We start from the raw sequence: 24,156 nt of genomic DNA on the forward strand, positions 1-24,156 counted from the left end.
CGTATGTCAGCACGCCGATCGTAGGCCCTTTGCCCACAAGCTCTTGCAATTCATTTGATATGTTGTAACATGCATTCAACTGGAGTCGCAAAGGAGAGGACCCATGTCATATGTCGACCAGAAGAGCGGACCCTCGCCAACGGGCCTGGCGAGCGCGGTTATAGTGCAAGCGGCCATCGGTGCGCTGATCGTCACCGGCCTGACCGTCTCTCAGGCAATCATCGCCGATCCACCCAGAGTGGACACTTTCGATGTGAAAAAGGACCCGCCGCCCCCAGCCCCGCCTCCGCCTGAACAGGCAGAGAATGTCCCCGACACTCCGACCACGCCGCCGGTCAATGTGCCGACCCCGAAGTTCGAGCTCGACAATTCCGAGCCGACTATCGTGACGACGACCGTTCCCCTGCCCCCAATGCCGCCGGTCCCAAGGCCGAGTGGTCCGGTAGTGGAGATTCCGAGCCCGGCAGCCACCTTCACTCCCGTCGGCGCCAAGCCGCGCAATAATCCGGGTGCATGGCTTTCGGACCGTGACTACCGCTCAAGCTGGGCGCGGCGCGAACTTACGGGCGTGGCCACCTTCCGTCTCGATATCGCTGCCAGCGGCAAGGTAACGGGTTGCCGGATCACCGGCAGCACGGGCCACAGCCAGCTCGACGAAGCGACCTGCCGTCTGGTGCAGCAGCGTGCGAAATTCCAACCGGCCCGCGGGTCGACCGGCGAACCGGTGTCGGGTCATTATACCGGTTCGGTCCTCTGGCAGCTGCCCGAATAGCCTCCCGGGCAAAAGCTGCTAACGCGAGCCCCGTTCGACCTTGTCGAGCGGGGCTTCGCCGTCTGCATCGGGTATCGTCCAGATGGCGACATTGCCCAGCGCAATCAGGCCGAGCAGGACCATGAGCAGCGCGTTCTTGGCATTGCCGGTCCGTTTCCACAGCAGGAATGCACCGACGAACAGTGCGACGGCGGCAAGGACGACGATCGAGAGTACTGTATCGAGCATTCCCGCTCCCTAGCCCGGGTCGCGCGATCGGGAAAGCGCAGGAACGCACTGCATCCCATCCCGTTGATTGCAAAAGCGAAGCGGCGATAGGTCGCATAACCGGCGAAAGGACGAGAGCGATGGGTATTTTCAGCAGCATCAAGGAAGCAATCTTCGGCAAGGAAGCGAAGGCGCAGGAAGCACCTGTTCAGCCGAAGACCGGCAATGCCTGGGCAGATGCCCCCAAGACCGAAGCCGTCGCCAAGCCCGTCGTCGATGTCGAGAACAGCCTCGATTCCATGCCCGGTGCCGACAGGCTCAACTGGCGCACCTCGATTGTCGACCTGATGAAGCTGATCGGCGTCGATTCCAGCTACGAGAACCGCAAGGCGCTCGCGACCGAACTCGGCCGCGAGGATTACTCGGGCACCGCAGAGGACAATATCTGGCTGCACAAGCGCACCATGCGCGAATTGTCGGCAAACGGCGGCAAGGTCCCCGCCGAATTCCTCGATTGATTTGACACTCTTGCGCGCCGGATACACACCGGCGCGCATGACCACACACACTTTCGAAGCCACCCGTCGCCAGGTCCTTGCAGGGCTTGGCGCGACGACCGCCCTCACCCTTGGCGGATGCGTCCCGACACCGCGCCCCGAAGGCATCGCCGCCGCCCAGAAGATCGGCGCAGAACGGCTGCTCGAAACCGTCGCCTACAACCTGCTCGAACATGAACCCGAACGCGCCACCAGTCTTGGCGTCGACACGGGCCGTTACGCCTATCTGCGCGGCAAGCTCGAAGACCAGTCGCCTGCCGGACAGGATGCCTATGCCGCCACTCTGCAGCAGGACCTCGCTCGCGTTGCCGCCTATTCGCGCGACGGGCTCGACAGCGAGACGGTCACCAATCTCGACGTCGTGCAGAGCGCCTATGAGCTTGCGCTCGACGGGTTTGCCCTGCCCTATGGCGATACGCCGGTCGGGAACTGGCGCACCGCACCTTACGTCGTGATCCAGAACGTGGGCGAATATCTCGCCATGCCGCGCTTCATGCAATCGACGCAGAAGGTCGAGAACGGCGATGATGCGGATGCCTATATCGAACGGCTCGAAGCCTTTCCCGCCTCGCTCGACGGCGAACTGGCGCGCATCCGCGAAGCGCGCGGCATGGGCGTGGTTCCGCCGTCCTTCCTGCTCGACAAGGCGATCGTGCAGATGGAACAGACCATCGCCAGCGCCGGCAAGGGCGAGCTGTTCGCCGACGATTTGCGCGCCAAACTGAATGCAGCGGGCATGCCCGAAAGCCATGCCAATCGCGCGAAGATCCTCGAAAGCGGGGTTATCGCCGAGGCGCTGGAACGCCAGCTCACCGAATTGCGCGCCGAACGCGCCGTCGCCACCGAGGATCCGGGCATGTCGGCCCGCCCCTATGGCGAGGAATTCTACAACTGGGCGCTGCGCTCCAGTACGACCACCCGCCTTTCGCCGGACGAGGTGCACCAGCAAGGCCTCGAGGAACTGGAGGCGCTGCACGCGCGCATGGACCCGATCCTTCGCAAGATCGGCTATACCGAGGGCAGCGTCGGTGCGCGCATGACCGCGCTTTCGCAGGACCCGCGCTACAAATTCGCACCCGGTGACGAGGGTCGCGCGGAGATCATGGATTTCATCGCCGAACGCATCGACTGGATCAAGGCGCAGATGCCGCGCGCCTTCAATACGCTGGTCGATCCCAATCTCGAAGTCGTCCGAATCCCCGTTGCCGAGGAAGCCGGCGCGCCCGGTGCCTATGGCGGCGCGGGCAGCAAGGACGGGACGATCCCGGGCCGCTTCTGGATCAACCTGCGCACCACCGAACTGCACCGCAAGTACGATCTCGCCGATCTCACCTATCACGAGACCATTCCCGGGCACGTGTGGGAGGGCGAATATTCGAACCGCCTGCCGCTGATCCGCTCGATCCTCGCCTTCAATCCGTTTTCCGAAGGCTGGGCGCTCTACGGCGAACAGCTGGCCGACGAACTTGGCGCTTATGACGGCTTCGAAGTGGGGCAGCTCGGCTATCTACAGAGCCTCGCCTTCCGTGCCTGCCGTATGGTCGTCGACACGGGCCTGCACGCCAAGGGCTGGAGCCGCGAACAGGGCCGCCAGTTCTTCATCCAGCGCAATGGTTCGAAGCCGGAAGAGGTGCAGAGCGAAGTCGATCGCTATTGCAGCTGGCCGGGACAGGCGACCGGCTACAAGCTCGGCCACAGCCGCATCGTCGACCAGCGCCAGCGTGCGCAGGCCGTGCTCGGGGAGGGTTACGATCTCAAGGCGTTCAACGATGCGGTTATCCTCGGCGGCAATGTGCCGATGGATGTGCTGGAGAAGAACGTGTCGCGCTACATCGCGGGGGCGTCAGCCTAGGACAGGCCGGGGCCTCACCTCACTCCCAGACGCGGACCCAGTCGACTTCCATCTGGATTTCGCCGGCCTTGATCCGGTCGACTGTGGACTGCGGGAGGCCGGGATAGGGTGTGGTGACGTTGTTGACCCCTTGCGGGTAGGTGCCGCCGAGCGCGAAGTTCAGGATGATGTATTGCGCCCGATCGAAGCGCCACGGGCCGTATTGCTCTACTTCGCCCTTGGTGACGCGATAGAATTCGCGGTCGTCGACGAAGAAGCGCAGGTCCAGGTCGCGCCGTTCGACCGAGTAGACGTGCCAGCCGGTCACATCCTCTCCCGCAGGAAAGGTCTGGCGCTCGGCGATGGGCGTATCGCCGGAGTAGCCGGGGCCATGGAGCGCGGAACTCGTCCAGTCCTTTTCGCCGACATATTCCATGATGTCGGTCTCGCCGGAATCGGGCCAACTACCGTAGCCCAGCATCCAGAATGCGGGCCAGGCGCCGCGTGCGTCGGGCATGCGGATACGGGCCGAGACCTTCGCATAGGTGACATCGTACTTGTCGGCGGTGTTGATGCGACCGGAGACGAAATCGGTCGTGCGCCCGGTCGGGGTGGCGAACCCTTCGCGCCATTGCGGCCTCAGGATGAGCGCCTGCCCGTCCTCCGCACCGGTGACGGGACCGAAGAGGATCGTGTCGGCGGAATCGATGTAGGCCTGCTGCTCGTTATTGACCCAGAAGGCAGGCCCCTCGACGTTCCAGACCGAACGATCGAGCGAACCGCTGGCGAACTGCTCTTCGAACACCAGCGTATCGAAGGTCGCCGGTGACGGGGTGGGTGTCGGAGTAGGAGTGGGAGTAGGCGTGGCGGTTCCGCCGGTTGCCGGAGGCGTGTTACCGCTGCCACCTCCACACGCCGAAAGCATCAATGCTCCCGCGGCAAGTGCCGAAAATGCGCGACCGTTCATGCAGTTACTCCCTCTTCCTTGCGAGAGGGCTATCAGTCGCTCCGCAGCCCCGCAATCGGCTGGCGGCACGCATTCGTACGCATGGCGGAAAAGCTTTTCATTCACGAAAAACCCCCGACCGCGCTCTCTCCTTCGCGACCGGGGGCCTCCTCTCCAACTCTATGCCTGCACCTCGCAGGCTGAACCGTCAGGCTGCTTCTGGAGCAGCGTCGCGCACGCCCTGATCGACATGCGCAGCAAAGGGTTCGAAATTGTCGACGAAGAGCTGCACCAGCTTGTGGGCGGTGCGGTCGTATTCGTCCTTGTCGGCCCACGTCGCGCGGGGGTCGAGGATGGTGCTGTCGACGCCCGGAACGCTGACCGGCACTTCGAAGCCGAAGTTCGGGTCCTTGCGGAATTCCGCATCGTTCAGGCTGCCGTCGAGCGCGGCGTTGAGCAGCGCGCGGGTCGCCTTGATCGGCATGCGGTTGCCGGTGCCGTACTTGCCGCCGGTCCAGCCGGTGTTGACCAGCCAGCACTGCGCGCCGCCTTCCGCGATGCGCTTCTTGAGCAGGTTGCCGTAAACACTCGGGTGGCGCGGCATGAAGGGCGCGCCGAAGCAGGTGCTGAAGGTCGCGGTCGGCTCGGTCACGCCGATTTCGGTGCCGGCGACCTTTGCGGTGTAGCCCGACAGGAAGTGATACATTGCCTGCTCGGGCGTAAGACGCGCGATCGGAGGCAGCACGCCGAACGCGTCGGCGGTCAGCATGATCACGTTCGAGGGCGGCGGGCCGAGGTTGTCGGCGCTGGTGTTCGGGATCGAGGACAGCGGATAGGCGCCACGGGTATTTTCCGCGAGCGTGTTGTCGTCGAGATCGATCTCGCCATTGTCGTCCATCACGACGTTTTCAAGGACAGTGCCCTCCATGCGCGTGGTGGCGTAGATCTCCGGCTCGCTATCGGGGTCGAGGCGGATCATCTTGGCGTAGCAGCCGCCTTCGAAGTTGAAGACTGCGGTGTCCGACCAACCATGCTCGTCATCGCCGATGAGCGTGCGGCTGGCATCGGCCGAAAGCGTGGTCTTGCCGGTGCCCGAAAGACCGAAGAATACCGCGCTCTTGCCGTCGGGGCCGATGTTTGCCGAGCAATGCATCGGCATCACGCCCTTGGGCGGAAGCAGGTAGTTGAGGATGCCGAAGACGCTCTTCTTCATTTCGCCGGCGTATTTCGTGCCGCCGATGAGGATCAGCTTCTCTTCGAGATTGACCGCGATCACGGTCTCGCTGCGGGTGCCGTGACGTTCGGGATCTGCCTTGAAGGTCGGCAGGTCGATGATCGTGTATTCGGGCTCGAACCCGTCGAGCTCTTCCGCGGTCGGACGGACCAGCATCGTACGGATGAACTGGTTGTGCCAGGCGAGCTCGTTGATGACGCGGACGTTCACGCGATATTCCGGCTGCGAGCCGCCGAACAGGTCGGCCACGAACAGCTCGCTCTTGTCCTTTACCGCAGCCATGAAGTCAGCCTTCAGAGCGGTGAAGTGTTCCGGCGTCATCGAAGCATTGTTGTCCCACCAGACGGTGTCTTCGGTCTCGGCGTTGCGGACGATGAACTTGTCCTTGGCGCTACGACCGGTGTGCTTGCCGGTTTCGACGACTAGCGGGCCGTGCTTGGCGCGGCGGCCTTCGCCTCGTTCCAGTGCGGCGGCGGTCAGTTCGTCCGACGTCAGGTTGGGGTGGATGGTGGCGGAAGTCTCGATGCCCTGCGCGGCAAGCGAGTGGGAAAGAGCGGTAGTCACTGAAATCTCCAGCGCGAAAGAGGCGGTGTCACTCGGGGAATCGCTGGCGCATACGAATGCGCCGCGCTTCGTTAGAGCCTTTATAAGCCGCGCGACGCGACGTCAAACGCGCTTCGGGATAATTCGCCTCACCCCTTTGGCTTGCCGCGTTGTCATGCTGAGAAACTTGCGTTAATCGCCGTAATCGATGGAAAACACCGCCGGAGATGCCCTGCCGCCCGCCGACGATCGCACCGTAATTGCGCTTGTCGACGATGACCGGAATATCCTGACCACGGTCTCGATCGCGCTTCAGGCAGAAGGGTTTGCCACGCGCGTCTATTCCGACGGTGAAGCGGCGCTCAACGCATTGCTCGGCAATCCGCCCGATCTCGCCATTTTCGACATCAAGATGCCCAAGATGGACGGCATGGAACTGCTGCGCCGCCTGCGCGAACATTCGCCGCTGCCGGTCATCTTCCTCACCAGCAAGGACGACGAGCAGGACGAGGAGGCTGGCTTCCTCATGGGTGCCGACGACTATATCGCCAAGCCGTTCAGCCTGCGCCTACTGCTGGCCCGTATCCGCGCGATCCTGCGGCGCAGCGATGCACGCCGCCCGATCCCGATCGAACCGGGCGAAAAGCCCGCCGAAGTGATCGAGCGCGGTCGCCTGCGCATGGACCCGGCACGCCACCACGTAACGTGGGACGACAAGCCCGTCTCGCTGACCGTAACCGAATTCCTGCTGCTGGAAGCGCTGGCGCTGCATCCCGGTGTCATCAAGAGCCGCAACCAGCTGATGGATGCCGCCTATCCCGACGATGTCTTCGTCGACGACCGCACGGTCGACAGCCATATCAAGCGGATGCGCCGCAAGTTCCGCAAGGTCGATGGCGAATTCTCTGCAATCGAGACGCTTTACGGCGCGGGTTACAGTTTCAGCGATGGCTGACACCGGCAGCGTGCTCAGGGGCGACCCGAGCCTGGACAAACTGCGCTGGTCGCGCCGCCTGACGCTCACCAGTCGTATCCTCTTCGTGAACATCCTGCCGCTGGTCCTGCTGGGCGGCGGCGTCCTCTATCTCGACAGCTATCGCAAGCAGCTGCTCGACGAACGCTTCAAGCTCGCGCTCGTCGAAGCCCAGATCACCGCCGAGGCGCTGGCCGGTGCCACGCCGCAGCGGCAGGAAGCGCTGCTGATCCAGATCGGCAAGGAACAGCGCCTGCGCATCAGGGTCTACGGCCCCGACGGCAAGCTGGAATCCGACAGCTTTGCGCTTGCCCCGCCCAGCTTCACACTCCCCGATGCGAGCGATGTCGACCAGGGCAATTTCGCGCTGCGCATGGACCGCTGGTTCGACCGCGTCGTCGATGCCCCTGCCCTGCCCGACTATGTCGACCCAGAGGCCGACGATGCCAGCGCATGGCCCGAACTGGTCCGCGCCCGTGAGGAAAGCCTGACGCAGATCGTCCTGCGCGACGCGCCCGATGGGACGCATGTCATCAACGCCGCGGCACCGGTCGGCCTCGACGGCGATACGCTGCTGCTGACGCGCAACCCGGTCGATATTACCGAGAGCGTGCGCGAAGCGCGCACCAATGTCCTGCTGGTCGTCCTGCTGTTCCTGCTTGTCTCCACGCTGCTCAGCTGGTTCCTCGCGCAGACCATCGTCCGCCCCTTGCGCGAACTGGTGCAGGCCGCCGTCCGCGTGCGCCAGGGGCGCGACCGACAGGTCGAGGTCCCCCGCCTTCCCGACCGGCGCGACGAGATCGGCATGCTTGCCCGCGCGGTGTCCGACATGACCGGCGCACTGCGCCAGCGGATCGACGCGGTGGAAAGCTTCGCGGCCGACGTGGCGCACGAGATCAAGAACCCGCTCGCTTCGCTGCGCAGCGCGACGGAATCGCTCGGCAAGGTCGAAGACCCTGAACTGCGCGCGCAATTGCTCGATATCGCGACGCATGACGTGCGCCGGATCGATCGCCTCGTCACCGAGATCAGCGACGCCAGCAGGATCGATGCGGAAATGTCGCGCGCGGAGTTCGAGCGCGTCGATCTCGCCGCCCTCGTCCGCAATGTCGTCGCCAGCCGCGAGGAGCGCGACGAGAACGGCGGGTGCATGGTCGACGTTGAAACCATCGGGGAAGACCTCGTGGTGGCCGGCGTGCCCGTGCGCCTCGAGCGCGTGATCGAGAACCTGCTCGACAATGCCGTCTCCTTCTCGCCCGAAGGCAGCACGATCGAGGTCATCATGCGCTGCCGCGAGGGGCGCATCATCATGACCGTATGCGACGAAGGTCCCGGCATCCCGGCCGAAAAGCGCGAGAAGGTCTTCCATCGTTTCCACTCGGATCGCCCCGAAGAGGAAGATTTCGGTAATCACTCCGGTCTCGGGCTTGCCATCGGACGTACCATCGCCGAAGCGCATGACGGCACGCTCCACGCAGACGAGCGCGCAGACGGAAAGAAAGGGGCCTGTCTCGTGTTAGACCTGCCGGCAGCGAAATGAAGATCGTCATTCCCAATGTGACCGCCGTAGCCATCGATGGCCGCGCCCTGCTGATCGCCGGCGAACCGGGCCTCGGCAAATCGAGCCTCGCCCTCATGCTGATCGACCGCGGCGCAACGCTGATCGGAGACGACGGCATCCGCATCGTCGAGGAGAACGGCCATCCCGTCGCGCATCCCCCGATGACGACCGAGGGCCTGATCGAGGTGCGCAATGTCGGCCTCGTCAAGCTGCCCACCACCAGCGCGCCTGTCTCGCTCGCCCTGCAGCTGACCGAGAAGAAGGCGCCGCGCTATCCCACCGAAATCCCCACGACCGACATTCGCGGGACCTCGATCCCCGTCCTGATGTTCCGTGCCGGCGACATGACGCAGGCGCTGCGTGCGGAGTACGCGCTTCAGAAGCACGGGCTGACCTTCGACAAATGACGGACGCGCCCGGCCACCAGCGCATCCTGCTCGTCACCGGCCTGTCGGGCGCCGGCAAATCGACGGCGCTGCAGGTGCTCGAAGACCTCGGCTGGGAAACGATCGACAATTTCCCGGTGCGCCTGCTCGGATCGCTGCTGGGCGGCGATAGCGATCACCCCGCCCCGCTCGCCATCGGCTTCGATTCGCGCACGCGCGGCTTCGTGCCTGCGGAAACGATCGAGCTTTGCGAACAGCTCGCCACACGCAAGGATATTGAGCTCACCACGTTATTCATCGACTGTTCTGCGGCCGAGCTGGAGCGCCGCTACAACGAGACCCGCCGCCCGCACCCCATGGCGCGAGAGCGCCCGGTGGCAGGCGGCATCAAGGCCGAACGCGAACTGCTCGCTCCCTTGCGCAGCTGGGCCGACATCGTGCTCGACACCAGCGATTACACTTCCGGCGACCTGCAGCAGGTCGTGCGCGAACGCTTCGGCAAGAGCGGCGGCCGCGAGATGACCGTCACCATCTCCAGCTTCGGCTTCGCGCGCGGAATGCCGCCGCTTGCCGACCTGTTGTTCGACATGCGGTTTCTCGACAATCCACACTGGGTGCCCGAATTGCGCGAGCAGACAGGGCTCGACGAACCGGTGGCCGCGCATATCCAAGCCGACCCCGCCTTCGCGCCAGCTTTTGCCCGTATTTCCGAGACCTTGACGGAGCTCTTGCCGCGTTATGCCGCGCAGGACCGGAGCTACCTGAACATCGCTTTCGGCTGTACCGGCGGGAGACACCGCTCGGTATTCAGTGCGGAACGCGCCGCCGAGGTCTTGCGCGAGGCCGGATTTTCGCCCACGGTCATTCACCGCAATCTGGGAAGCCGGCCCGCCGATCCGCTCGAGCGCAGCTGATTTCCCCACACGGCTTTATGACTAACAGGCACAGCCAAGACCCCTCGGGACCCGCAACGGACGCATTTCACGCATGATCGGCATGATTCTCGTCACCCACGGCAAGCTGGCCGAACACTTCATCGACGCGATGGAGCATGTGGTCGGCAAGCAGGAAGGCGTGGCCACCATCTGCATCGGCCCGAACGACGATATGGAGCAGCGGCGCAAGGATATCGCCGATGCCATTGCCAGCGTCGATACGGGTGACGGTGCCATCATCCTCACCGACCTGTTCGGCGGCACCCCGTCGAACCTTGCCATTTCGCTGCTCGACACGGGCCGCGTGGAAGTGATCGCGGGCATCAACCTGCCCATGCTGATCCGCCTCGCCGGCGCTCGCAAGAGCATGAACGTGGTCGATGCGGTGCATGCCGCGCAGACTGCCGGACGCAACTACATCACCGTGGCCAGCGAATTCCTTGGCCAGGACCTCGACAGTGCACGGAAGGCGAGTTGAGCGAGCTTCGTAGAGAACTGACCGTGGTGAACCAGCGCGGCCTGCACGCGCGGGCCAGTGCGAAATTCGTCGGCGCCGTTTCCGAATTGCCCGAAACGACCAAGGTCCGCGTGGCCAAGGGTCCCAACGAGGCGGCCGGCGGCTCGATCCTCGGCCTGATGATGCTCGGCGCGGCCAAGGGCGACACGATCGAGCTGATCGTTGCCGGCGACAATGCCGACGCCGTTATGGCCGACCTGTCCGCCATGATCGAGGACGGTTTCGGAGAGCCCTGAGATGACCGGACACCGCCGCGTCATCACCGGCTTTTCCAATCCAACGGTCAAGGCCCTGAGGGCCCTGCGCGAAAAGAAGCACCGCAAGCGCGAGAAGAAGTTTCTCGCCGAAGGACTGCGCCTGCTGACAGACGCGCGCGAATGCGGACATGTGCCCGAAGTGCTGGTGCTGGCCGACAAGCGCGATCCCCACCCGCTACTGACCGCGCTCGAAGAGGCAGTGGAGCAGAGCGGTGGCGAAGTGATCGAAACCTCGCCCGACATCCTTTCCAAGATCACCGGCAAGGACAATCCGCAGGCAGTCGCGGGCGTGTTCGCCGAATTCGACACTTCGCTGGCATCGCTTGATCGGTCGAAGGCCGATATCTGGCTGGTGGCCCAGGCGCTGCGCGATCCGGGCAATCTCGGCACGATGCTGCGCACCGGCGATGCAATCGGCGCTGGCGGTCTGATCCTGATCGACGATTGCGCCGACCCGTTCAGCGTCGAAGCCGTGCGCGCCAGCATGGGTGCGGTCTTCACGCAGAAGATCGCGCAGGCCGACTGGTCGCAGTTCGAGACATGGCTTCGAGGCGGAGACGGGCAACTGGTCGCCGCATCGCTGCGCGATGCCCAGCCCTATCGCTCCGCGCCCTATGCCTCGCCCTGCTTCGTTATGGTCGGCAACGAGAGCCGCGGCCTTCCCGAAGAATACGAGATGGCATGCGACCTGCGCGTCACCATGCCGATGAAGGGACGGGCCGACAGCCTCAATGCTGCCGTGGCTGCCGCGGTGCTCGGCTACGAGGTCCTCGCCGCGCTCGATCCCGCCGCCTCTTGATCTTGCACGGGAAACTTGCTGCCTAGTCACAGCAAGCGATGCGGGGAGGCGGGATTGTTCGAGATTTTCACGAGGGCGAAGGCGGGAACGCTGGCCATGATCGCTGCCGCCGGAATTCTGGCGGGCTGTTCTGACAAGGCTATCGAAACTGCGGGATCGGCCGATGTGGACCTCATCCTCGCCAACGGCCGTGTCTATACCCTCGCATGGAGCGATCCCGATGGCGAAGGCACTCCCGCCACCGACGCACCTTTCAGCGCGGGCAGGTGGAGCCCCGATGCCGAGGCCGTCGCGATAGATGACGGGCGGATCGTGTTCGCGGGCAGCGTGGACGAGGCGATGGCCTTGCGCGGCGATGAGACGCGCGTCGTCGATCTCGATGGTGCCACGGTCCTGCCAGGCCTGGTCGACTCGCACTCGCACATCGTCGAACTGGGCGCGAAGCTGGACGCGGTCGACCTGACCGATGTTGCTACGGAAGAAGAAGCCGTCGCCCTTGTTGCGCAGCGCGCGAAGAGCGCGGCGGAAGGCGAATGGATCTTCGGTGCCGGATGGGATGAAGGCGCATGGGCGAACGACTATCCCGACAAGGCGCTGCTGAGTGCTGCCGTACCGGACAATCCGGTGGTGATGCGCAGCCTCCACGGGTTCGGGCTCTGGGCCAACCAGGCCGCGCTCGATGCGGCGGGGATTACCGCGTCGAGCATTGTTCCGGAGGGCGGTGAAATGCGGCTTGCGGCAGATGGCGCGCCCAGCGGCCTCTTCCTGAACCGCGCGACCACCATGCTTGACGCGGCCATCCCGCAGGCACCGCTCGAGACCATGAAGCGCCAGACCCGCGCGGGCCTCATGCAGATGGCGCGCGACGGGTTCGTTACGATCCACGAGGCCGGTGCCGACAGGCGATCGATGGAGACCTTCGAAGCGCTGGAGGCGGAAGGCACGCTTCCGATCCGCGTCTACGCCATGCTTTCGCTGCGCGACGAACCGCTGATGCGCCGCTGGATTGCGCGTGGGCCGGATACGGACGCCGAAAGCATGCTCGTGACGCGTGCGGTGAAGGCCTATTACGACGGCGCGCTCGGCTCGCGCGGGGCCCGGCTGCTCGAAGACTATTCCGACCGCCCCGGCCATCGCGGCGTGAGCGGCGGCAATTACGGCTTCGACCGTGATCTCAACGATGCCGCCATGAAGGCCGGTTTCCAGACCGGCATCCACGCGATCGGCGATGCGGGCAATCGCGAAGCGCTCGACATTCTCGAGGCGACCTTCGGCAAGTTCCCCGGAACTGCTGCCAATCGCCACCGGATCGAGCACGCGCAGGTACTCGCCCCACAGGACCTCGGACGTTTTGCCACGCTTGGCGTGATCGCCTCGATGGAGCCGCCGCATGCGGTCGAGGACAAGGCTTGGGCCGAAGACCGGCTCGGGCCGGAGCGCATCCGCGGTGCCTACGCATGGCGCAGCCTGCGGCGGAGCGGTGCGGCGCTAACCTTCAACGCCGACAATCCGGGTTCCGACCACAGCATTTTCTACGGCCTGCATTCGGCGATTACCCGCCGAAGCAAGGACCTGCTGCCCGACGGCGGCTGGTACCGGCAAGAGGCGGTAACAATCGAGGAGGCGGTGCGCGCCTACACCAGCTGGGCGGCCTTTGCCGCCTTCCGCGAGGACCGGACGGGCATAATCGCGCCCGGTCGCTGGGCGGACATCACGGTGATGGACATCGACCCCTTCGCGCTGGCGAAGGACGATCCGTCAGCGATTCTGGGTGGCCGCATCATGATGACGATAGTGAACGGCCAAGTGGTCTTCGAACGCTAGGCGAGCGGCCTACTCGGCAGCCTCGCGACCGTCCTCGATCTGCGCGGCATCTTCCGCATTGTAGCGCGGTGTTCCTTCGACCAGCGGGATGTCTGGGATTTCCGCCTTCCCGATCTCGATGCCCTTATCGGCCATCCTTCTACCGGAAGACAGGACATTGCGTTCGAAGCTTCCGACGAAGCTATTGTAATTCTTTACGGCGGATTCGAGTCCACCGCCCATCCGCTTCAGATGCTCTGATGCTGTCCGCAGGCGCTCATACAATTCAGAACCCATTCGCCCAATTTCGCGCGCCTCATCGGCCATTTTGTCTTGCCGCCATACCTGCGCAACCGTGCGCGCGATGGCCACGAGGTTCGTCGGGGTGGCGAGCAGTACCTTGTTGTGGAATGCGAAGTCCCAGAGGTCCGGATCGGCTTCCAGCGCAGCGGCGACGAAATGCTCGCCGGGCACGAACATCACGACATAGTCGGGCGCTTCGTCGAACTGGCTCTGGTAGCTCTTGGTCCCGAGCGTCTGGACATGCCCGCGCATCGACTTGGCGTGCAGCGCGAGCTGCTGGCGCTTTACCTCGTCATCCTCCGCCTCGAAGGCGGCTTGATAGGCGTTGAGCGAGACCTTGGCGTCGATCACCAGCTTCTTCTGCCCCGGCACGTTGACGATTGCGTCCGGGCGCAGCCTGCCCTCGTCGGTCTCGAGCGAATGTTCGAGGATGAAATCGGTATGTTCGGCAAGCCCCGCCTGTTCAAGCACGTTCTGCAGCGCCCGCTCGCCCCAGCGCCCGCGCGCCTTGGGGGCGTTCGTGAGCGAATTGCCGAGCCGCTGCGCCTCGCGCCGGACCTCTTCCTGCCCGAGCCGCATCTGTTCGATCTGCGCGGCGAGCGAGGAGAAGGCATTGGTACGTTTCTCTTCCAGCGCGGCGACCTGATCTTCGTATTTCTTCAACCGGTCGCCAACCGGCTGGAGCAATTCCCTGATCTTCGCCTCGGACGTCTTTTCGGAATGGCCGAACCGCTCGTTCGCGCGCTCGAGGAATTTCTCCTGCGCAGCGCCGAGCACCTTGGCGCCGGTATTTTCGAATTCCTTGAGCAGCTTCTCGCGGCTCTCCTCGAGCAGGCGCTTCTGCTCCTCGAAACCGGCGGCCTGTGCTTTCAGGGCCGTATTCTCCTCACGCGCCGCATCGAGCTTCCCGGCAAGCTCGTCCGCACGCGCAGCGCGATCGGACATGGTCGCCAGCTCGGGCGCCATGCGCGACAGTTTATCGGAGAGGTCTTTCGCCTCTGCATCGCGTTCGGCATGGCGTGCCTGCCAGTCGGCCGCAGGGCGCGAGCCGAAAAACCATCCGGCGAAGCCTCCCACAAGGAGGCCGCCGAACAGTGCGATGAGGATGAAAAGCATTGGGTCCATCCCGCCACATTAGGCGGAACGGAGAGGGAACGCTAGAGCGCTTTCACCAATTTCAACCGTTTCGGAGGCTTACGCCGCCTCGCGCAGTTTTTTCAGCTTCTTCAGCGCCATGTTGCGCTTGAGGCGCGAGAGGTGGTCGATGAAGAGAATGCCTTCGAGATGGTCCATCTCGTGCTGGATGCACGTCGCCATCAGGCCGTCGAGCTCTTCTTCTTGGGTCTCGCCATCGAGATCCTGATAACGCACGCGGCAGGTGGCCGGCCGGTCGACATCGGCGAAGATATCGGGGACCGAAAGGCAACCTTCCTGGTATGTCGCGAGCTCCTCCGCCGGATCGAGGATCTCGGGATTGATGAAGACCCGCGGTTCCTTCTTCGTCGGATAGTGGACGTGTTCGTGGCCGCCGTGATTGCAGACCTCGCCCTCGGCTTCCTCGTCCTCGGGCTGGAGATCGATCACCAGCACGCGCTTCGGCACGCCGACCTGGATAGCCGCGAGACCGATACCGGGTGCGTCATACATGGTTTCGAACATGTCGGAGACGAGTTCGCGCAGTTCGTCGTCGAACTCGGTTACGGGTTCGGACACGACCTTGAGCCGGGGATCCGGCACTTCGAGAATTTCACGGATAGCCATGGAGGGTCAGATAGGCGCTGAATCCGACCAATTCAATCGAATTGGAGCGGTCAGAGTAATCGCCTAGCCGAGCGGCCTGCGCGCTCTCAAAGCCTGCGCCAGCGTGCCTTCATCCAGATAGTCGAGTTCACCGCCTACAGGGAGACCATGCGCGAGCTGGGTGATGCGGACCGGAAAGTCCTCCAGCCGCTCGGCGAGGTAATGCGCGGTCGTCTGGCCTTCGAGCGTGGCGTTCATCGCTAGCACGACCTCGTCTATCCCGCCCTCCTCGACGCGGGACAGAAGGCTCGCGATGTTCAAATCTTCTGGCCGGATACCGTCGAGTGCGGACAGCTTGCCGCCGAGCACGTGATACTTGCCGGTGAAGAGTTTCGCGCGGTCCAGCGCCCAGAGGTCGGCGACATCCTCCACCACGCACAGCCCCTTGCCGTCGCGGCGCGGGTCGGCGCAGATACCGCAGGGGTTGGTGGTGTCGACATTGCCGCAGGTGTCGCATTCGACCAGCGCCTCGCCCACAGTGGCTAGTGCTTCCAGCAGCGCCGGAAGCGCGCTTTCGCGGCGTTTCACCAGCCACAGCACGGCACGCCGCGCGCTGCGCGGGCCGAGGCCGGGAAGGCGTGCCAGCGCGGCGGCCAGCGTCTCGATCTCTTGCGATGCCATGGAGGCACAGATAGGGGGCGCGAGCCGAACACGAAAGGTCACAAGAGACGTCATGCGCATAATCTTCATGGGTAGCCCGGATTTCGCCGTGCCGACGCTGCAGGCGCTGGTGGATGCCGCGCATGAGGTGGTGTGCGTCTACACCCAGCCGCCCCGCCCCGGCGGCCGCCGCGGGAAAGAACTGACCAAGACCCCGGTGCACCAGCTGGCCGAACGGCTGGGTATCGAAGTGCGCCATCCGGCCTCGCTCAAATCGGCCGAGGAGCAGGAGAAGTTTGCCGCACTCGATGCCGATGTGGGTGTGGTCGCGGCCTATGGCCTCATCCTCCCGCAGGCGGTGCTCGATGCGCCGACGCATGGCTGCCTCAACGTCCATGCCTCGCTGCTGCCGCACTGGCGCGGGGCCGCCCCGATCCACCGCTCGATCATGGCGGGTGACGAGGTGACGGGCGTTACCATCATGCAGATGGAAGCCGGTCTCGATACCGGCCCGATGCTCGCCACCGTGCGAACTCCGGTCGAGGACAAGACGACCGGCGAACTGACCGAGGAACTGGCCGAACTGGGCGCGCAGTTGATGGTCGGCACGCTGATCGATCTCGATGCGCTTCAGGCCATCGAGCAGGACCACGAGGCGGCGACCTATGCCAAGAAGATCGACAAGGCCGAGGCACGGATCGACTGGTCGCGCTCTGCGGACGAAGTAGTGCGCCAGATCCACGGCCTCTCGCCCTTCCCCGGCGCCTGGTCGGAGATGGATGGAGCGCGGGTGAAATTCCTCCGTGCGGAAGTCGCCGAAGGCTCGGGTAAAGCGGGGACGGTCATCGATGATGACCTCGCCATTGCCTGCGGTGAAGGCGCCATCCGCCCAATCCGCCTCCAGCGGGCCGGCAAACCCGCGATGGACCGTGACGAGTTCCTGCGCGGCAACGCGATTGCGAAGGGCGCGCACTTCTCGTGACCCGCTTCGCGCTCACCATAGAATTCGACGGGACACCCTTTGTCGGGCTCCAGCGTCAGGACAATGGTCCGAGCGTCCAGCAATCGCTCGAGGACGCCGCCTTCCGCGTCACGGGCGAGGAAGTCCGGCTTTTCAGCGCGGGGAGGACAGACACCGGTGTCCATGCGCTCGCCATGCGCAGCCACATGGATATCGAGAAGGCCATCGCGCCCTTCCGCCTGATGGAAGCGCTGAATGCGCAGGTCCGACCCGACCCGATCGCGGTCACGCATTGCGAAGTGGTGCCGGACGACTGGCACGCGCGCTTTTCCTGCACCGGTCGCAGCTATGTCTACCGCATCGCCAACCGCCGCGCGCCGCTGACGCTGGATCGCAACCGCATGTGGCAAGTGCCGCAGGAACTAGATCACGAGGCTATGGACCGCGCTGCCAAGGCGCTGGTCGGCCTGCACGATTTCACGACCTTTCGCTCGGTCCAGTGCCAATCGCAAAGCCCGGTGAAGACGCTCGACCGGCTCGATGTTGAGCGCGAAGGCGACGAGGTCCGCATCCGCGCTGCCGCGCGCAGCTTCCTGCATCACCAAGTCCGCAGCATGGTCGGCTGTCTGGCGCTGGTCGGCATGGGTCGCTGGCGCGAGGAGCAGCTGGCCGAAGCGCTGGAAGCGAAAGACCGGCAGGCCCTCGGCCTCAACGCCCCGCCGCACGGGCTTTACTTCGTCGATGCGACCTATCCGGACGATATCTGACGTAACGGCACCCTAGCCAAGCCCTTGAACGAGGCGTAGCGAGACCCACAAACAGGTTTCGTAACGCAACGAAAGGGAATTGGATGACCACCGGCAAACAGCTTTTCACCACGCTCGAAAGCGACGGCACACTTACGCTTGCAATCGAGGAGGTCACTTTCCCCGAGCCGACCGGCAACCAGGTCCTCGTCAAGATGGAAGCGGCGCCGATCAACCCGTCGGACCTCGCGATCCTCACCGGCGCGGCCGATTTCGAGAACGCCGAATATTCGGACGGCAAGGTCGTCGCCAAGATGCCCGAACCGTTCAACTCGGGACAGAAATCGCGCCATGGGCAGAAACTTCCCGCGGGTAACGAAGGCGCCGGCACCGTCATCGCCACGGGTGACAGCGACATGGCCAAGGCGCTGATGGGCCAGCGCGTCGCCTGCGTACCGGGCAACGCCTTCAGCCAGTATGCCATCGCCGACGCCGCCATGTGCCTGCCGCTGGGCGACCACAGTGCGGAAGCCGGCGCATCGAGCTTCGTCAACCCGATGACCGCGCTCGGCTTCGTCGAAAACGCCAAGGCGGACGGCCAGAAGGCAATCCTGCACACGGTGGGCGCATCGAACCTCGGCCAGATGCTCAACCGCATCTGTCTCGAAGACGGGATCGATCTCGTGAACATCGTGCGCAAGGATGACCAGGCAGAGCTGCTCAAGTCACAGGGCGCGAAGCATGTCGTGAATTCCTCGGACGACGATTTCATGGACCAACTGCGGAGCGCGATCGACGAGACCGATGCTTTCTACGGCTTCGACCCCATCGGCGGCGGCCAGATGGTCGACAGCTGCTTCAAGGCGATGGAGCAGGTCGCCGTGTCGAAGATGACCGAATATTCGCGCTATGGTTCGAACCAGGCGAAGCGCATGTTCATCTACGGCCGTCTCGACTTCGGCCCCACCATCCTGACCCCGGCCTACGGCTTCGGCTGGACGCTATCGGGCTGGCTGCTGACGCCGTTCCTGCAGACTGCCGGCATGGAAACGGTGATGCGGATGCGCACCCGCGTGCTCGAAAACCTCACCACGACCTTCGCCAGCAGCTACAAGACCAAGGTCGATCTCGAAGGCATGCTGACCAAGGATGCGATCCTCGACTATCGCCAGATGAAGACGGGCGAGAAGTACCTCGTCACGCCGCACGGCTGAGCCTAGCGGCCGTCGAAGGCTTTCTGGATGGCGGCGGGGTCGGTGATCCCGCCCGCCAACAGCAGTTGCAGCAGGATACGCGCCTTCTGCGGATTGAGCGCACGGGCGGCGACGAAGCCGTTTTCCGTGTCCTCGGGCTCGCGGTCGACAAGGCCTTCATCGGCGCGGCTGGCGCGCACCACTGGTAGACCGCGTTTAGCCTGCGCCACCAGCGCCGCCCTCGCGCTTTCAGGCATATTGCCCTCACCCACACCAGCGACGACGATACCGCGCGTATTCTCTCCGACCTGCCGCTCGACACCTGCAGCATCGAACCCGGCATAGGCATAGACGATCACGACCTCGGGCAGCTTGTCGCACCAGTCGAAGCTGGCAGGCCCACCCTGTCGCCACGGCGCACCGAACCACTCCAGGCTGGCCGGCGTAACGAGGCCGATCGATTCGCGCGGGAAACCCCGGAATGCCTCGGTTCCGCGCGTGCGGACCTTGCGCACGTCGCGCGCGGCAAAAACGCGGTCGCCCATCACGACCAGCACACCGCGCCCGGCGGCATCGGGATCGCTCGCGACACGCACGGCATTGGCGAAATTCCTGAGGCCGTCATAACCGACCGCGTCGGCAGGCCGCATCGCTCCGACTACGACGACCGGCTTTTCGGCAGGTAGCGTCAGGTCGAGCAGGAATGCGGTTTCCTCCAGCGTGTCGGTTCCGTGGGTGATGACCACGCCCGCACATTCGGGATCGTCCAGCGCCTCGCAAACCGCAGTGTGGAGCGCATTCCAGACCTCGGGTCCCATGTCCGCGGAATCGATATTGGCGATCTGGCGGCCCGACAGCTCCGCCTCCAGCCCCAATCCGCCGACCTTCTCGAGATAGTCCTCGATCCCAATTTCGCCTGCACGATAATCCTTGGCGATGGCCGACCCGGCGATGCCCGCAATGGTGCCGCCGGTGGCAAGAACGGTGAGTTTCGTCATAAAGGCGCGTTAGCGGCAATTGATTTATGTGTCAGCCGCGCTATGTGGCGCTTCACCCGACGTTGGTTGGGGCGCTTAGCTCAGTTGGTAGAGCATCTCGTTTACACCGAGAGGGTCGGCGGTTCGAGCCCGTCAGCGCCCACCAGTTTCGATCAGTCAAAAGCATCCGGGGGATGGTTTTGCATCGAAACTCCCGAGCGCAAGCGACGGGTCCCCCTACATCGCCATCCAGCTTTGCCACAGCATGTAGGCTGCAACGGCGAAGATGATTCCTGCGAAGATCTTCGTCAGCGCTCCCGTGCTCGCCAGCTTGCGTGCCATGCGGGTGCCGAACATGCTGCCAATGATGCCACCGGCCACGAAGATGCCGGCCAGCGCCCAGTCGACCAATCCCGAAATCGCGTAGTTGGCAGAAGTCGTCAGGCCGAAGGCGCTGACGGCGACCAGGCTGGTGCCGACCGCATTGATCATCGGCATTCGCGTCGATGCAAGCAGGCCCGGGACGATCAGGAAACCGCCGCCGATCCCGAAAAAGCCGGAAACTGCGCCGGCGCCCAATCCCGTGCCGAGAAGTCTTGGCGCATTGTCCTTGCCCAGCCGCACATCCGCATCGCTCTTGCGACCCTTGTCACGCAGCATCAGCGCGCCGACGACCAGCATCAGCAGCGCGAAGAGGAACAGCAGCTTCTGTCCGTCTATGTTCTTGCCCAGCGTCGATCCGCCAAGAGCGCCAAGGATACCGGCGGCTGCAAAGGTCATTCCACATGGCCATTTGACCGTGCCTGCGCGCGCATGGTTGAACAGTCCGCCAAGCGCATTGGCCGCCACCGCCAGCGCGCTGGTTCCGATCGCGACATGCGGGTTCGAAACGCCGACGACATAAACCATCAGCGGGACGGCAAGGATCGACCCGCCCCCGCCGATCAGCCCGAGGACAAAGCCCACGGCGCCACCCGAAAGCGCGCCGGAAAGCCAGTAGATCCAGTCCATCAGCCAAGCTTCCCGGGTTTGACGAGCCATTCATGGCCCTTGAGCATGCCTTCCCAATAGAGCTTGGGCAGTATGTCGGCCTTGAGCACCCAGGCACGGCGCGTCGGCTTCGTGCCGTCGAGCGCCCAGTCCGGAAAGCTCGGCAGCAGCTTCCCGCCATATCCGAATTCGGCGAGCACGATCTTGCCGCGCTCGACGGTCAGCGGACAGCTGCCATAGCCATCATATTGGGATGGCATGGGCTTATCGAGGATAGCGGCGATAAGGTTGCTCGCGACGATCGGAGCCTGCTTGCGCGCGGCAGCAGCCGTCTTTGCGTTGGGGGTATTCGTACAATCGCCAAGGCCGAAGACGTTGTCGAACCGCGTGTGGCGCAGCGTCTCCTGGTCGACATCGATCCAGCCGCCTTCACCGGCAAGCGGGCTAGACTTGATGAAATCCGGCGCGGTCTGCGGTGGGCAGACATGCAGCATGTCGAAATCGACCGTCTTACTGCCATCGGCGGTCTCGAAAGTCGCGGTCTTCGCGCTGCCATCGACCGCAGTGAGCCGCTCGTTGAGGTCCAGCGTAATGCCGTAGCGCCCGACATATTCCATCAGCGCCGGCACATAGTCGGCTACGCCGAACAACACGCCGCCGGCATTGTGGAAATGCACGTCGATATCCGAGAGGACGCCCCGGCGCTCCCATTCGGAGCACGACAGGTACATCGCCTTCTGCGGCGCACCGGCACATTTGATGGGCATCGGCGGCTGGGTAAAAAGCGCTCGGCCCGATCGCAGGCGCTGGACGAGTTCCCACGTGTAGGGCGCAAGGTCGTAACGATAATTCGATGTGACACCGTTGCGGCCAAGCGTGTCCGACAGCCCCTCTACTCCGTCCCAGTCGAGTTTCAGGCCCGCGGCGACCACGAGGAAGATATATTTGATGCGCGAACCGTCGGCGAGGACGACAGTGTTGTTGCCGGGTTCGAAAGCCGTGGCTGCCTGGCGTATCCACGACACGTAGTCGGGCATGACCGAAGCCATATCCCGTTCGGTCTGCTTGGCCTGGAAAATGCCGCCTCCGACCATGGTCCAGCCGGGCTGGTAGTAATGCTTGTCTGAAGGCTCGACGATTGCGATCCGGAGACTGGGCTCACGCTTGTGCAGGGAGGCCGCAGTGGCAATCCCAGCCGCACCTCCGCCGACGATTACCACTTCGAATTCGGAAGTACCGTTGGTCATGAGCTATCTCGCAATCTATATATTAGATAATCCTGATATAATGTCTCTGCTTCGGAATCAAGGGTAGCTAGGGCTGTATGACTGCGTCGATGGCCGCGCGGGCCTCTTCGCCTGACCAGTCGTAGTCTCCGCGGATCCTCCAGACTTCCTGACCCTGCGCATCATATAGCACAGTCGTGGGCAGTTCCCCGCCGCCAAGTGCGAAACCGAGCTCGGCCTGCCGGTCCATCCACGATGGCAGGTTTTCGTATCCGCCCTCTTCGAAGAAAGCGGCAACGCGTTCCGCACTGCCCATGTCCTGGCTGACGGTCACGACCCGCAGGGCCTCGCCATATTCGCCCGCCAGATCGTCGAGCATCGGCATTTCCTTCACACACGGAGCACACCACGTCGCCCACAGGTTGAGCAGGACGGGCGTGCCCTGAAGTGCGCCGAGGTTGAGTTCGCGCCCTTCCAGATCGGTGACATTCATCGCGGGCAGCAATTCGCCCGCCATGCTGCGGTCGATCTCGCCGCTTGCCGCACTTGAAGCACCGCTTTCTTGCGCCTGCTCCGGCGCGCCACTATCGCAGCCGGCGACAGCAAGACCGAGGATGGTAAAGAGCGTGAGCGACAAGCGGGACAATTCGGGCTCCAACAGCATGTGGGGAGGCAGGTTCGCCGAAGGACCTAGCGCGATCATGCGCGAAATCAACGCCTCCATTCCCTTCGACAAGGCGCTCTGGCGCGAGGATATCGACGGCAGCCTCGCCCATGTCGCCATGCTGGCGAAGCAGGGCATCGTCAGTGAGGCGGATGCGGCAACGATCTCCGGCGGCCTGAAGCAGATCGCGCAGGAATACGAACGCGACGGTGTACCCGAGGACTGGGACCTCGAAGACATCCACATGACCGTGGAGGCGCGGCTGACCGAAATCGTGGGACAGGCCGCGGGCCGTCTCCACACGGCGCGCAGTCGCAACGACCAGGTCGCAACCGATTTCCGCATGTGGGTCCGCAGCGCCATGCGCCGCGCCATCGCAGGCATCGACGCCGTGCTGGGCGCACTTGTCGACCGTGCCGACGAGCATGCCGACAGCATCATGCCCGGCTTCACCCACCTCCAGACCGCGCAGCCGGTAACGCTCGGCCACCACCTGCTCGCCTATTTCGAGATGCTGATGCGTGACCGTTCGCGCTTTGCCGATGCACTGGCGCGGATGGACGAATGCCCGCTTGGATCGGCCGCGCTGGCGGGTACCGGCTTCGACCTCGACCGCGACATGACCGCAGAGGCGCTCGGCTTCGCGCGCCCGACCCGCAACAGCCTCGATGCAGTATCCGACCGCGATTTCGCGCTCGATTACCTCATGGCGGCGAGCCAATGCTCGCTTCACTTGAGCCGCCTCGCCGAAGAGTTCATCATCTGGGCCAGCCAGCCTTTCGGCTTCGTCAAACTGCCCGACACGCTGTCGACCGGCAGTTCGATAATGCCGCAAAAGCGCAATCCCGACGCCGCCGAACTCGTTCGCGGCCATGCCGGGCGCGTCATTGGCTGCGCAACCAGCCTGATGGTCACGATGAAGGGCCTCCCGCTCGCCTATTCCAAGGACATGCAGGACGACAAACCGCCGGTGTTCGAAGCGGCGGGCCTGCTCGACCTCAGCCTTGCCGCCATGGCCGGCATGGTGGCCGACAGCCAGTTCCAGACCGCCCGGATGCGCAAGGCCGCCGAGGCCGGTCACGCGACTGCCACCGACCTTGCCGACTGGCTGGTGCGGCAGGCGGACATCCCGTTCCGCGAGGCGCACCACATCACCGGCGCGGCGGTGAAGCTGGCCGACGAGAAGGCGGTCGCCCTCGACGGCCTCTCGATCGAAGACCTCAAAGCCATCGATAGCCGCATCGACGAGCGGGTGTTCGACGCCCTGTCGGTCGATGCTTCGGTCGCTGCGCGCTCGTCCTATGGCGGCACGGCACCGGTCCGTGTTAGGGAGCAGGTAGAAGCTGCGCGCAAGCGGCTGGAGGACAGGTAAATC

Annotated in this window: 25 protein-coding genes and 1 tRNA gene; 16 read left to right on the forward strand and 10 right to left on the reverse strand. The window is 64.1% G+C overall.

Annotated elements, in window-relative coordinates; all coding sequences use genetic code 11:
• Positions 1–103 precede the first annotated feature (103 nt).
• On the forward strand, positions 104–772 hold the full coding sequence (locus K3165_RS04900; RefSeq protein ID WP_221547675.1) for an energy transducer TonB: 669 nt from the start codon (positions 104–106) through the stop codon (positions 770–772).
• 18 nt (positions 773–790) lie between these two features.
• Here the strand turns inward: K3165_RS04900 and K3165_RS04905 are convergent, their stop codons facing one another.
• The gene (locus K3165_RS04905) at positions 791–1,000 is read right to left on the reverse strand and encodes a hypothetical protein (RefSeq protein ID WP_221431729.1); all 210 of its coding nucleotides are present in this window, start codon (positions 998–1,000) and stop codon (positions 791–793) included.
• A gap of 119 nt (positions 1,001–1,119) precedes the next feature.
• Between K3165_RS04905 and K3165_RS04910 the strand changes: the two genes are divergently transcribed.
• Both K3165_RS04910 and K3165_RS04915 read left to right on the forward strand, forming a co-directional pair.
• Positions 1,120–1,497 (forward strand): DUF3597 domain-containing protein, encoded by a 378-nt coding sequence (locus tag K3165_RS04910; protein WP_221547676.1) that lies wholly within the window; start codon positions 1,120–1,122, stop codon positions 1,495–1,497.
• A 37-nt stretch (positions 1,498–1,534) separates the two neighbouring features.
• Positions 1,535–3,388, forward strand: coding sequence for a DUF885 domain-containing protein (locus K3165_RS04915; protein ID WP_221547677.1), 1,854 nt, complete (start codon positions 1,535–1,537; stop codon positions 3,386–3,388).
• Between the two features lie 19 nt (positions 3,389–3,407).
• On the opposite strand, the gene K3165_RS04920 is transcribed toward K3165_RS04915, so the two are convergent.
• Positions 3,408–4,334 (reverse strand): glycoside hydrolase family 16 protein, encoded by a 927-nt coding sequence (locus tag K3165_RS04920; protein ID WP_247713884.1) that lies wholly within the window; start codon positions 4,332–4,334, stop codon positions 3,408–3,410.
• A gap of 187 nt (positions 4,335–4,521) precedes the next feature.
• Positions 4,522–6,111: a phosphoenolpyruvate carboxykinase gene (locus tag K3165_RS04925; protein ID WP_221547678.1), complete on the reverse strand. Its 1,590-nt coding sequence runs from the start codon at positions 6,109–6,111 to the stop codon at positions 4,522–4,524.
• A gap of 187 nt (positions 6,112–6,298) precedes the next feature.
• Here K3165_RS04925 and K3165_RS04930 point away from each other — a divergent pair, with 187 nt between their 5' ends.
• From K3165_RS04930 to K3165_RS04965, 8 genes are all read left to right on the forward strand, one after another.
• Positions 6,299–7,045 carry a response regulator transcription factor gene (locus tag K3165_RS04930; protein WP_221547679.1) on the forward strand — a complete coding sequence of 249 codons (747 nt, stop codon included), beginning with the start codon at positions 6,299–6,301 and terminating at the stop codon, positions 7,043–7,045.
• On the forward strand, positions 7,038–8,603 hold the full coding sequence (locus tag K3165_RS04935) for a sensor histidine kinase (RefSeq protein WP_221547680.1): 1,566 nt from the start codon (positions 7,038–7,040) through the stop codon (positions 8,601–8,603). Before K3165_RS04930 ends, K3165_RS04935 begins: the two co-directional genes overlap by 8 nt.
• The gene (locus K3165_RS04940) at positions 8,600–9,031 is read left to right on the forward strand and encodes an HPr kinase/phosphorylase (RefSeq protein ID WP_221547681.1); all 432 of its coding nucleotides are present in this window, start codon (positions 8,600–8,602) and stop codon (positions 9,029–9,031) included. Before K3165_RS04935 ends, K3165_RS04940 begins: the two co-directional genes overlap by 4 nt.
• Positions 9,028–9,924 (forward strand): RNase adapter RapZ, encoded by an 897-nt coding sequence (rapZ, locus tag K3165_RS04945; RefSeq protein ID WP_221547682.1) that lies wholly within the window; start codon positions 9,028–9,030, stop codon positions 9,922–9,924. The genes K3165_RS04940 and rapZ overlap by 4 nt, the downstream gene beginning before the upstream one ends.
• 73 nt (positions 9,925–9,997) lie before the next feature.
• Positions 9,998–10,423: a PTS sugar transporter subunit IIA gene (locus K3165_RS04950; protein WP_221431737.1), complete on the forward strand. Its 426-nt coding sequence runs from the start codon at positions 9,998–10,000 to the stop codon at positions 10,421–10,423.
• Positions 10,420–10,698, forward strand: coding sequence for an HPr family phosphocarrier protein (locus K3165_RS04955; RefSeq protein ID WP_221547683.1), 279 nt, complete (start codon positions 10,420–10,422; stop codon positions 10,696–10,698). Before K3165_RS04950 ends, K3165_RS04955 begins: the two co-directional genes overlap by 4 nt.
• Before the next feature lies 1 nt (position 10,699).
• Positions 10,700–11,518 (forward strand): TrmH family RNA methyltransferase, encoded by an 819-nt coding sequence (locus K3165_RS04960; RefSeq protein ID WP_221547684.1) that lies wholly within the window; start codon positions 10,700–10,702, stop codon positions 11,516–11,518.
• A gap of 54 nt (positions 11,519–11,572) precedes the next feature.
• On the forward strand, positions 11,573–13,342 hold the full coding sequence (locus K3165_RS04965; RefSeq protein ID WP_221547685.1) for an amidohydrolase: 1,770 nt from the start codon (positions 11,573–11,575) through the stop codon (positions 13,340–13,342).
• 9 nt (positions 13,343–13,351) lie between these two features.
• Here K3165_RS04965 and K3165_RS04970 read toward each other — a convergent pair whose 3' ends face one another.
• The 3 genes from K3165_RS04970 to recR form a co-directional block, all read right to left on the reverse strand.
• A complete protein-coding gene (locus K3165_RS04970) occupies positions 13,352–14,749 on the reverse strand; it encodes a DNA recombination protein RmuC (RefSeq protein WP_221547686.1) in 1,398 nt (465 codons plus the stop codon).
• Between the two features lie 69 nt (positions 14,750–14,818).
• The gene (gene def / locus K3165_RS04975) at positions 14,819–15,385 is read right to left on the reverse strand and encodes a peptide deformylase (RefSeq protein ID WP_221547687.1); all 567 of its coding nucleotides are present in this window, start codon (positions 15,383–15,385) and stop codon (positions 14,819–14,821) included.
• Between the two features lie 63 nt (positions 15,386–15,448).
• Complete coding sequence (gene recR, locus K3165_RS04980; protein ID WP_221429044.1) at positions 15,449–16,045, reverse strand: recombination mediator RecR; 597 nt, start codon at positions 16,043–16,045, stop codon at positions 15,449–15,451.
• 52 nt (positions 16,046–16,097) lie between these two features.
• Here recR and fmt point away from each other — a divergent pair, with 52 nt between their 5' ends.
• The 3 genes from fmt (at position 16,098) to K3165_RS04995 (ending at position 18,945) form a co-directional block, all read left to right on the forward strand.
• Positions 16,098–17,006: a methionyl-tRNA formyltransferase gene (gene fmt / locus K3165_RS04985; protein WP_221547688.1), complete on the forward strand. Its 909-nt coding sequence runs from the start codon at positions 16,098–16,100 to the stop codon at positions 17,004–17,006.
• Positions 17,003–17,752, forward strand: coding sequence for a tRNA pseudouridine(38-40) synthase TruA (truA, locus tag K3165_RS04990; protein ID WP_221547689.1), 750 nt, complete (start codon positions 17,003–17,005; stop codon positions 17,750–17,752). Before fmt ends, truA begins: the two co-directional genes overlap by 4 nt.
• 83 nt (positions 17,753–17,835) lie before the next feature.
• Positions 17,836–18,945 carry a zinc-binding dehydrogenase gene (locus K3165_RS04995; protein WP_221547690.1) on the forward strand — a complete coding sequence of 370 codons (1,110 nt, stop codon included), beginning with the start codon at positions 17,836–17,838 and terminating at the stop codon, positions 18,943–18,945.
• A gap of 2 nt (positions 18,946–18,947) precedes the next feature.
• Here K3165_RS04995 and K3165_RS05000 read toward each other — a convergent pair whose 3' ends face one another.
• Positions 18,948–19,922, reverse strand: coding sequence for an asparaginase (locus K3165_RS05000; RefSeq protein ID WP_221547691.1), 975 nt, complete (start codon positions 19,920–19,922; stop codon positions 18,948–18,950).
• A gap of 69 nt (positions 19,923–19,991) precedes the next feature.
• On the opposite strand from K3165_RS05000, the gene K3165_RS05005 reads away from it, so the two are divergent.
• A tRNA-Val gene (locus K3165_RS05005) sits at positions 19,992–20,067 on the forward strand.
• Between the two features lie 71 nt (positions 20,068–20,138).
• Here the strand turns inward: K3165_RS05005 and K3165_RS05010 are convergent.
• The 3 genes from K3165_RS05010 to K3165_RS05020 form a co-directional block, all read right to left on the reverse strand.
• Positions 20,139–20,942: a sulfite exporter TauE/SafE family protein gene (locus K3165_RS05010; protein ID WP_247713885.1), complete on the reverse strand. Its 804-nt coding sequence runs from the start codon at positions 20,940–20,942 to the stop codon at positions 20,139–20,141.
• Positions 20,912–22,138: an NAD(P)/FAD-dependent oxidoreductase gene (locus K3165_RS05015; protein WP_221547692.1), complete on the reverse strand. Its 1,227-nt coding sequence runs from the start codon at positions 22,136–22,138 to the stop codon at positions 20,912–20,914. The genes K3165_RS05010 and K3165_RS05015 overlap by 31 nt, the downstream gene beginning before the upstream one ends.
• Positions 22,139–22,205: 67 nt before the next feature.
• Positions 22,206–22,781: a TlpA family protein disulfide reductase gene (locus K3165_RS05020; RefSeq protein ID WP_247713886.1), complete on the reverse strand. Its 576-nt coding sequence runs from the start codon at positions 22,779–22,781 to the stop codon at positions 22,206–22,208.
• On the opposite strand from K3165_RS05020, the gene argH reads away from it, so the two are divergent.
• Positions 22,780–24,153: an argininosuccinate lyase gene (gene argH, locus K3165_RS05025; protein ID WP_221547694.1), complete on the forward strand. Its 1,374-nt coding sequence runs from the start codon at positions 22,780–22,782 to the stop codon at positions 24,151–24,153. The two genes, K3165_RS05020 and argH, sit on opposite strands and share 2 nt — an antisense overlap.
• The last annotated feature ends 3 nt before the right edge of the window (positions 24,154–24,156 follow it).

Source organism: Qipengyuania xiamenensis (assembly GCF_019711495.1).
Classification (GTDB): domain Bacteria; phylum Pseudomonadota; class Alphaproteobacteria; order Sphingomonadales; family Sphingomonadaceae; genus Qipengyuania; species Qipengyuania xiamenensis.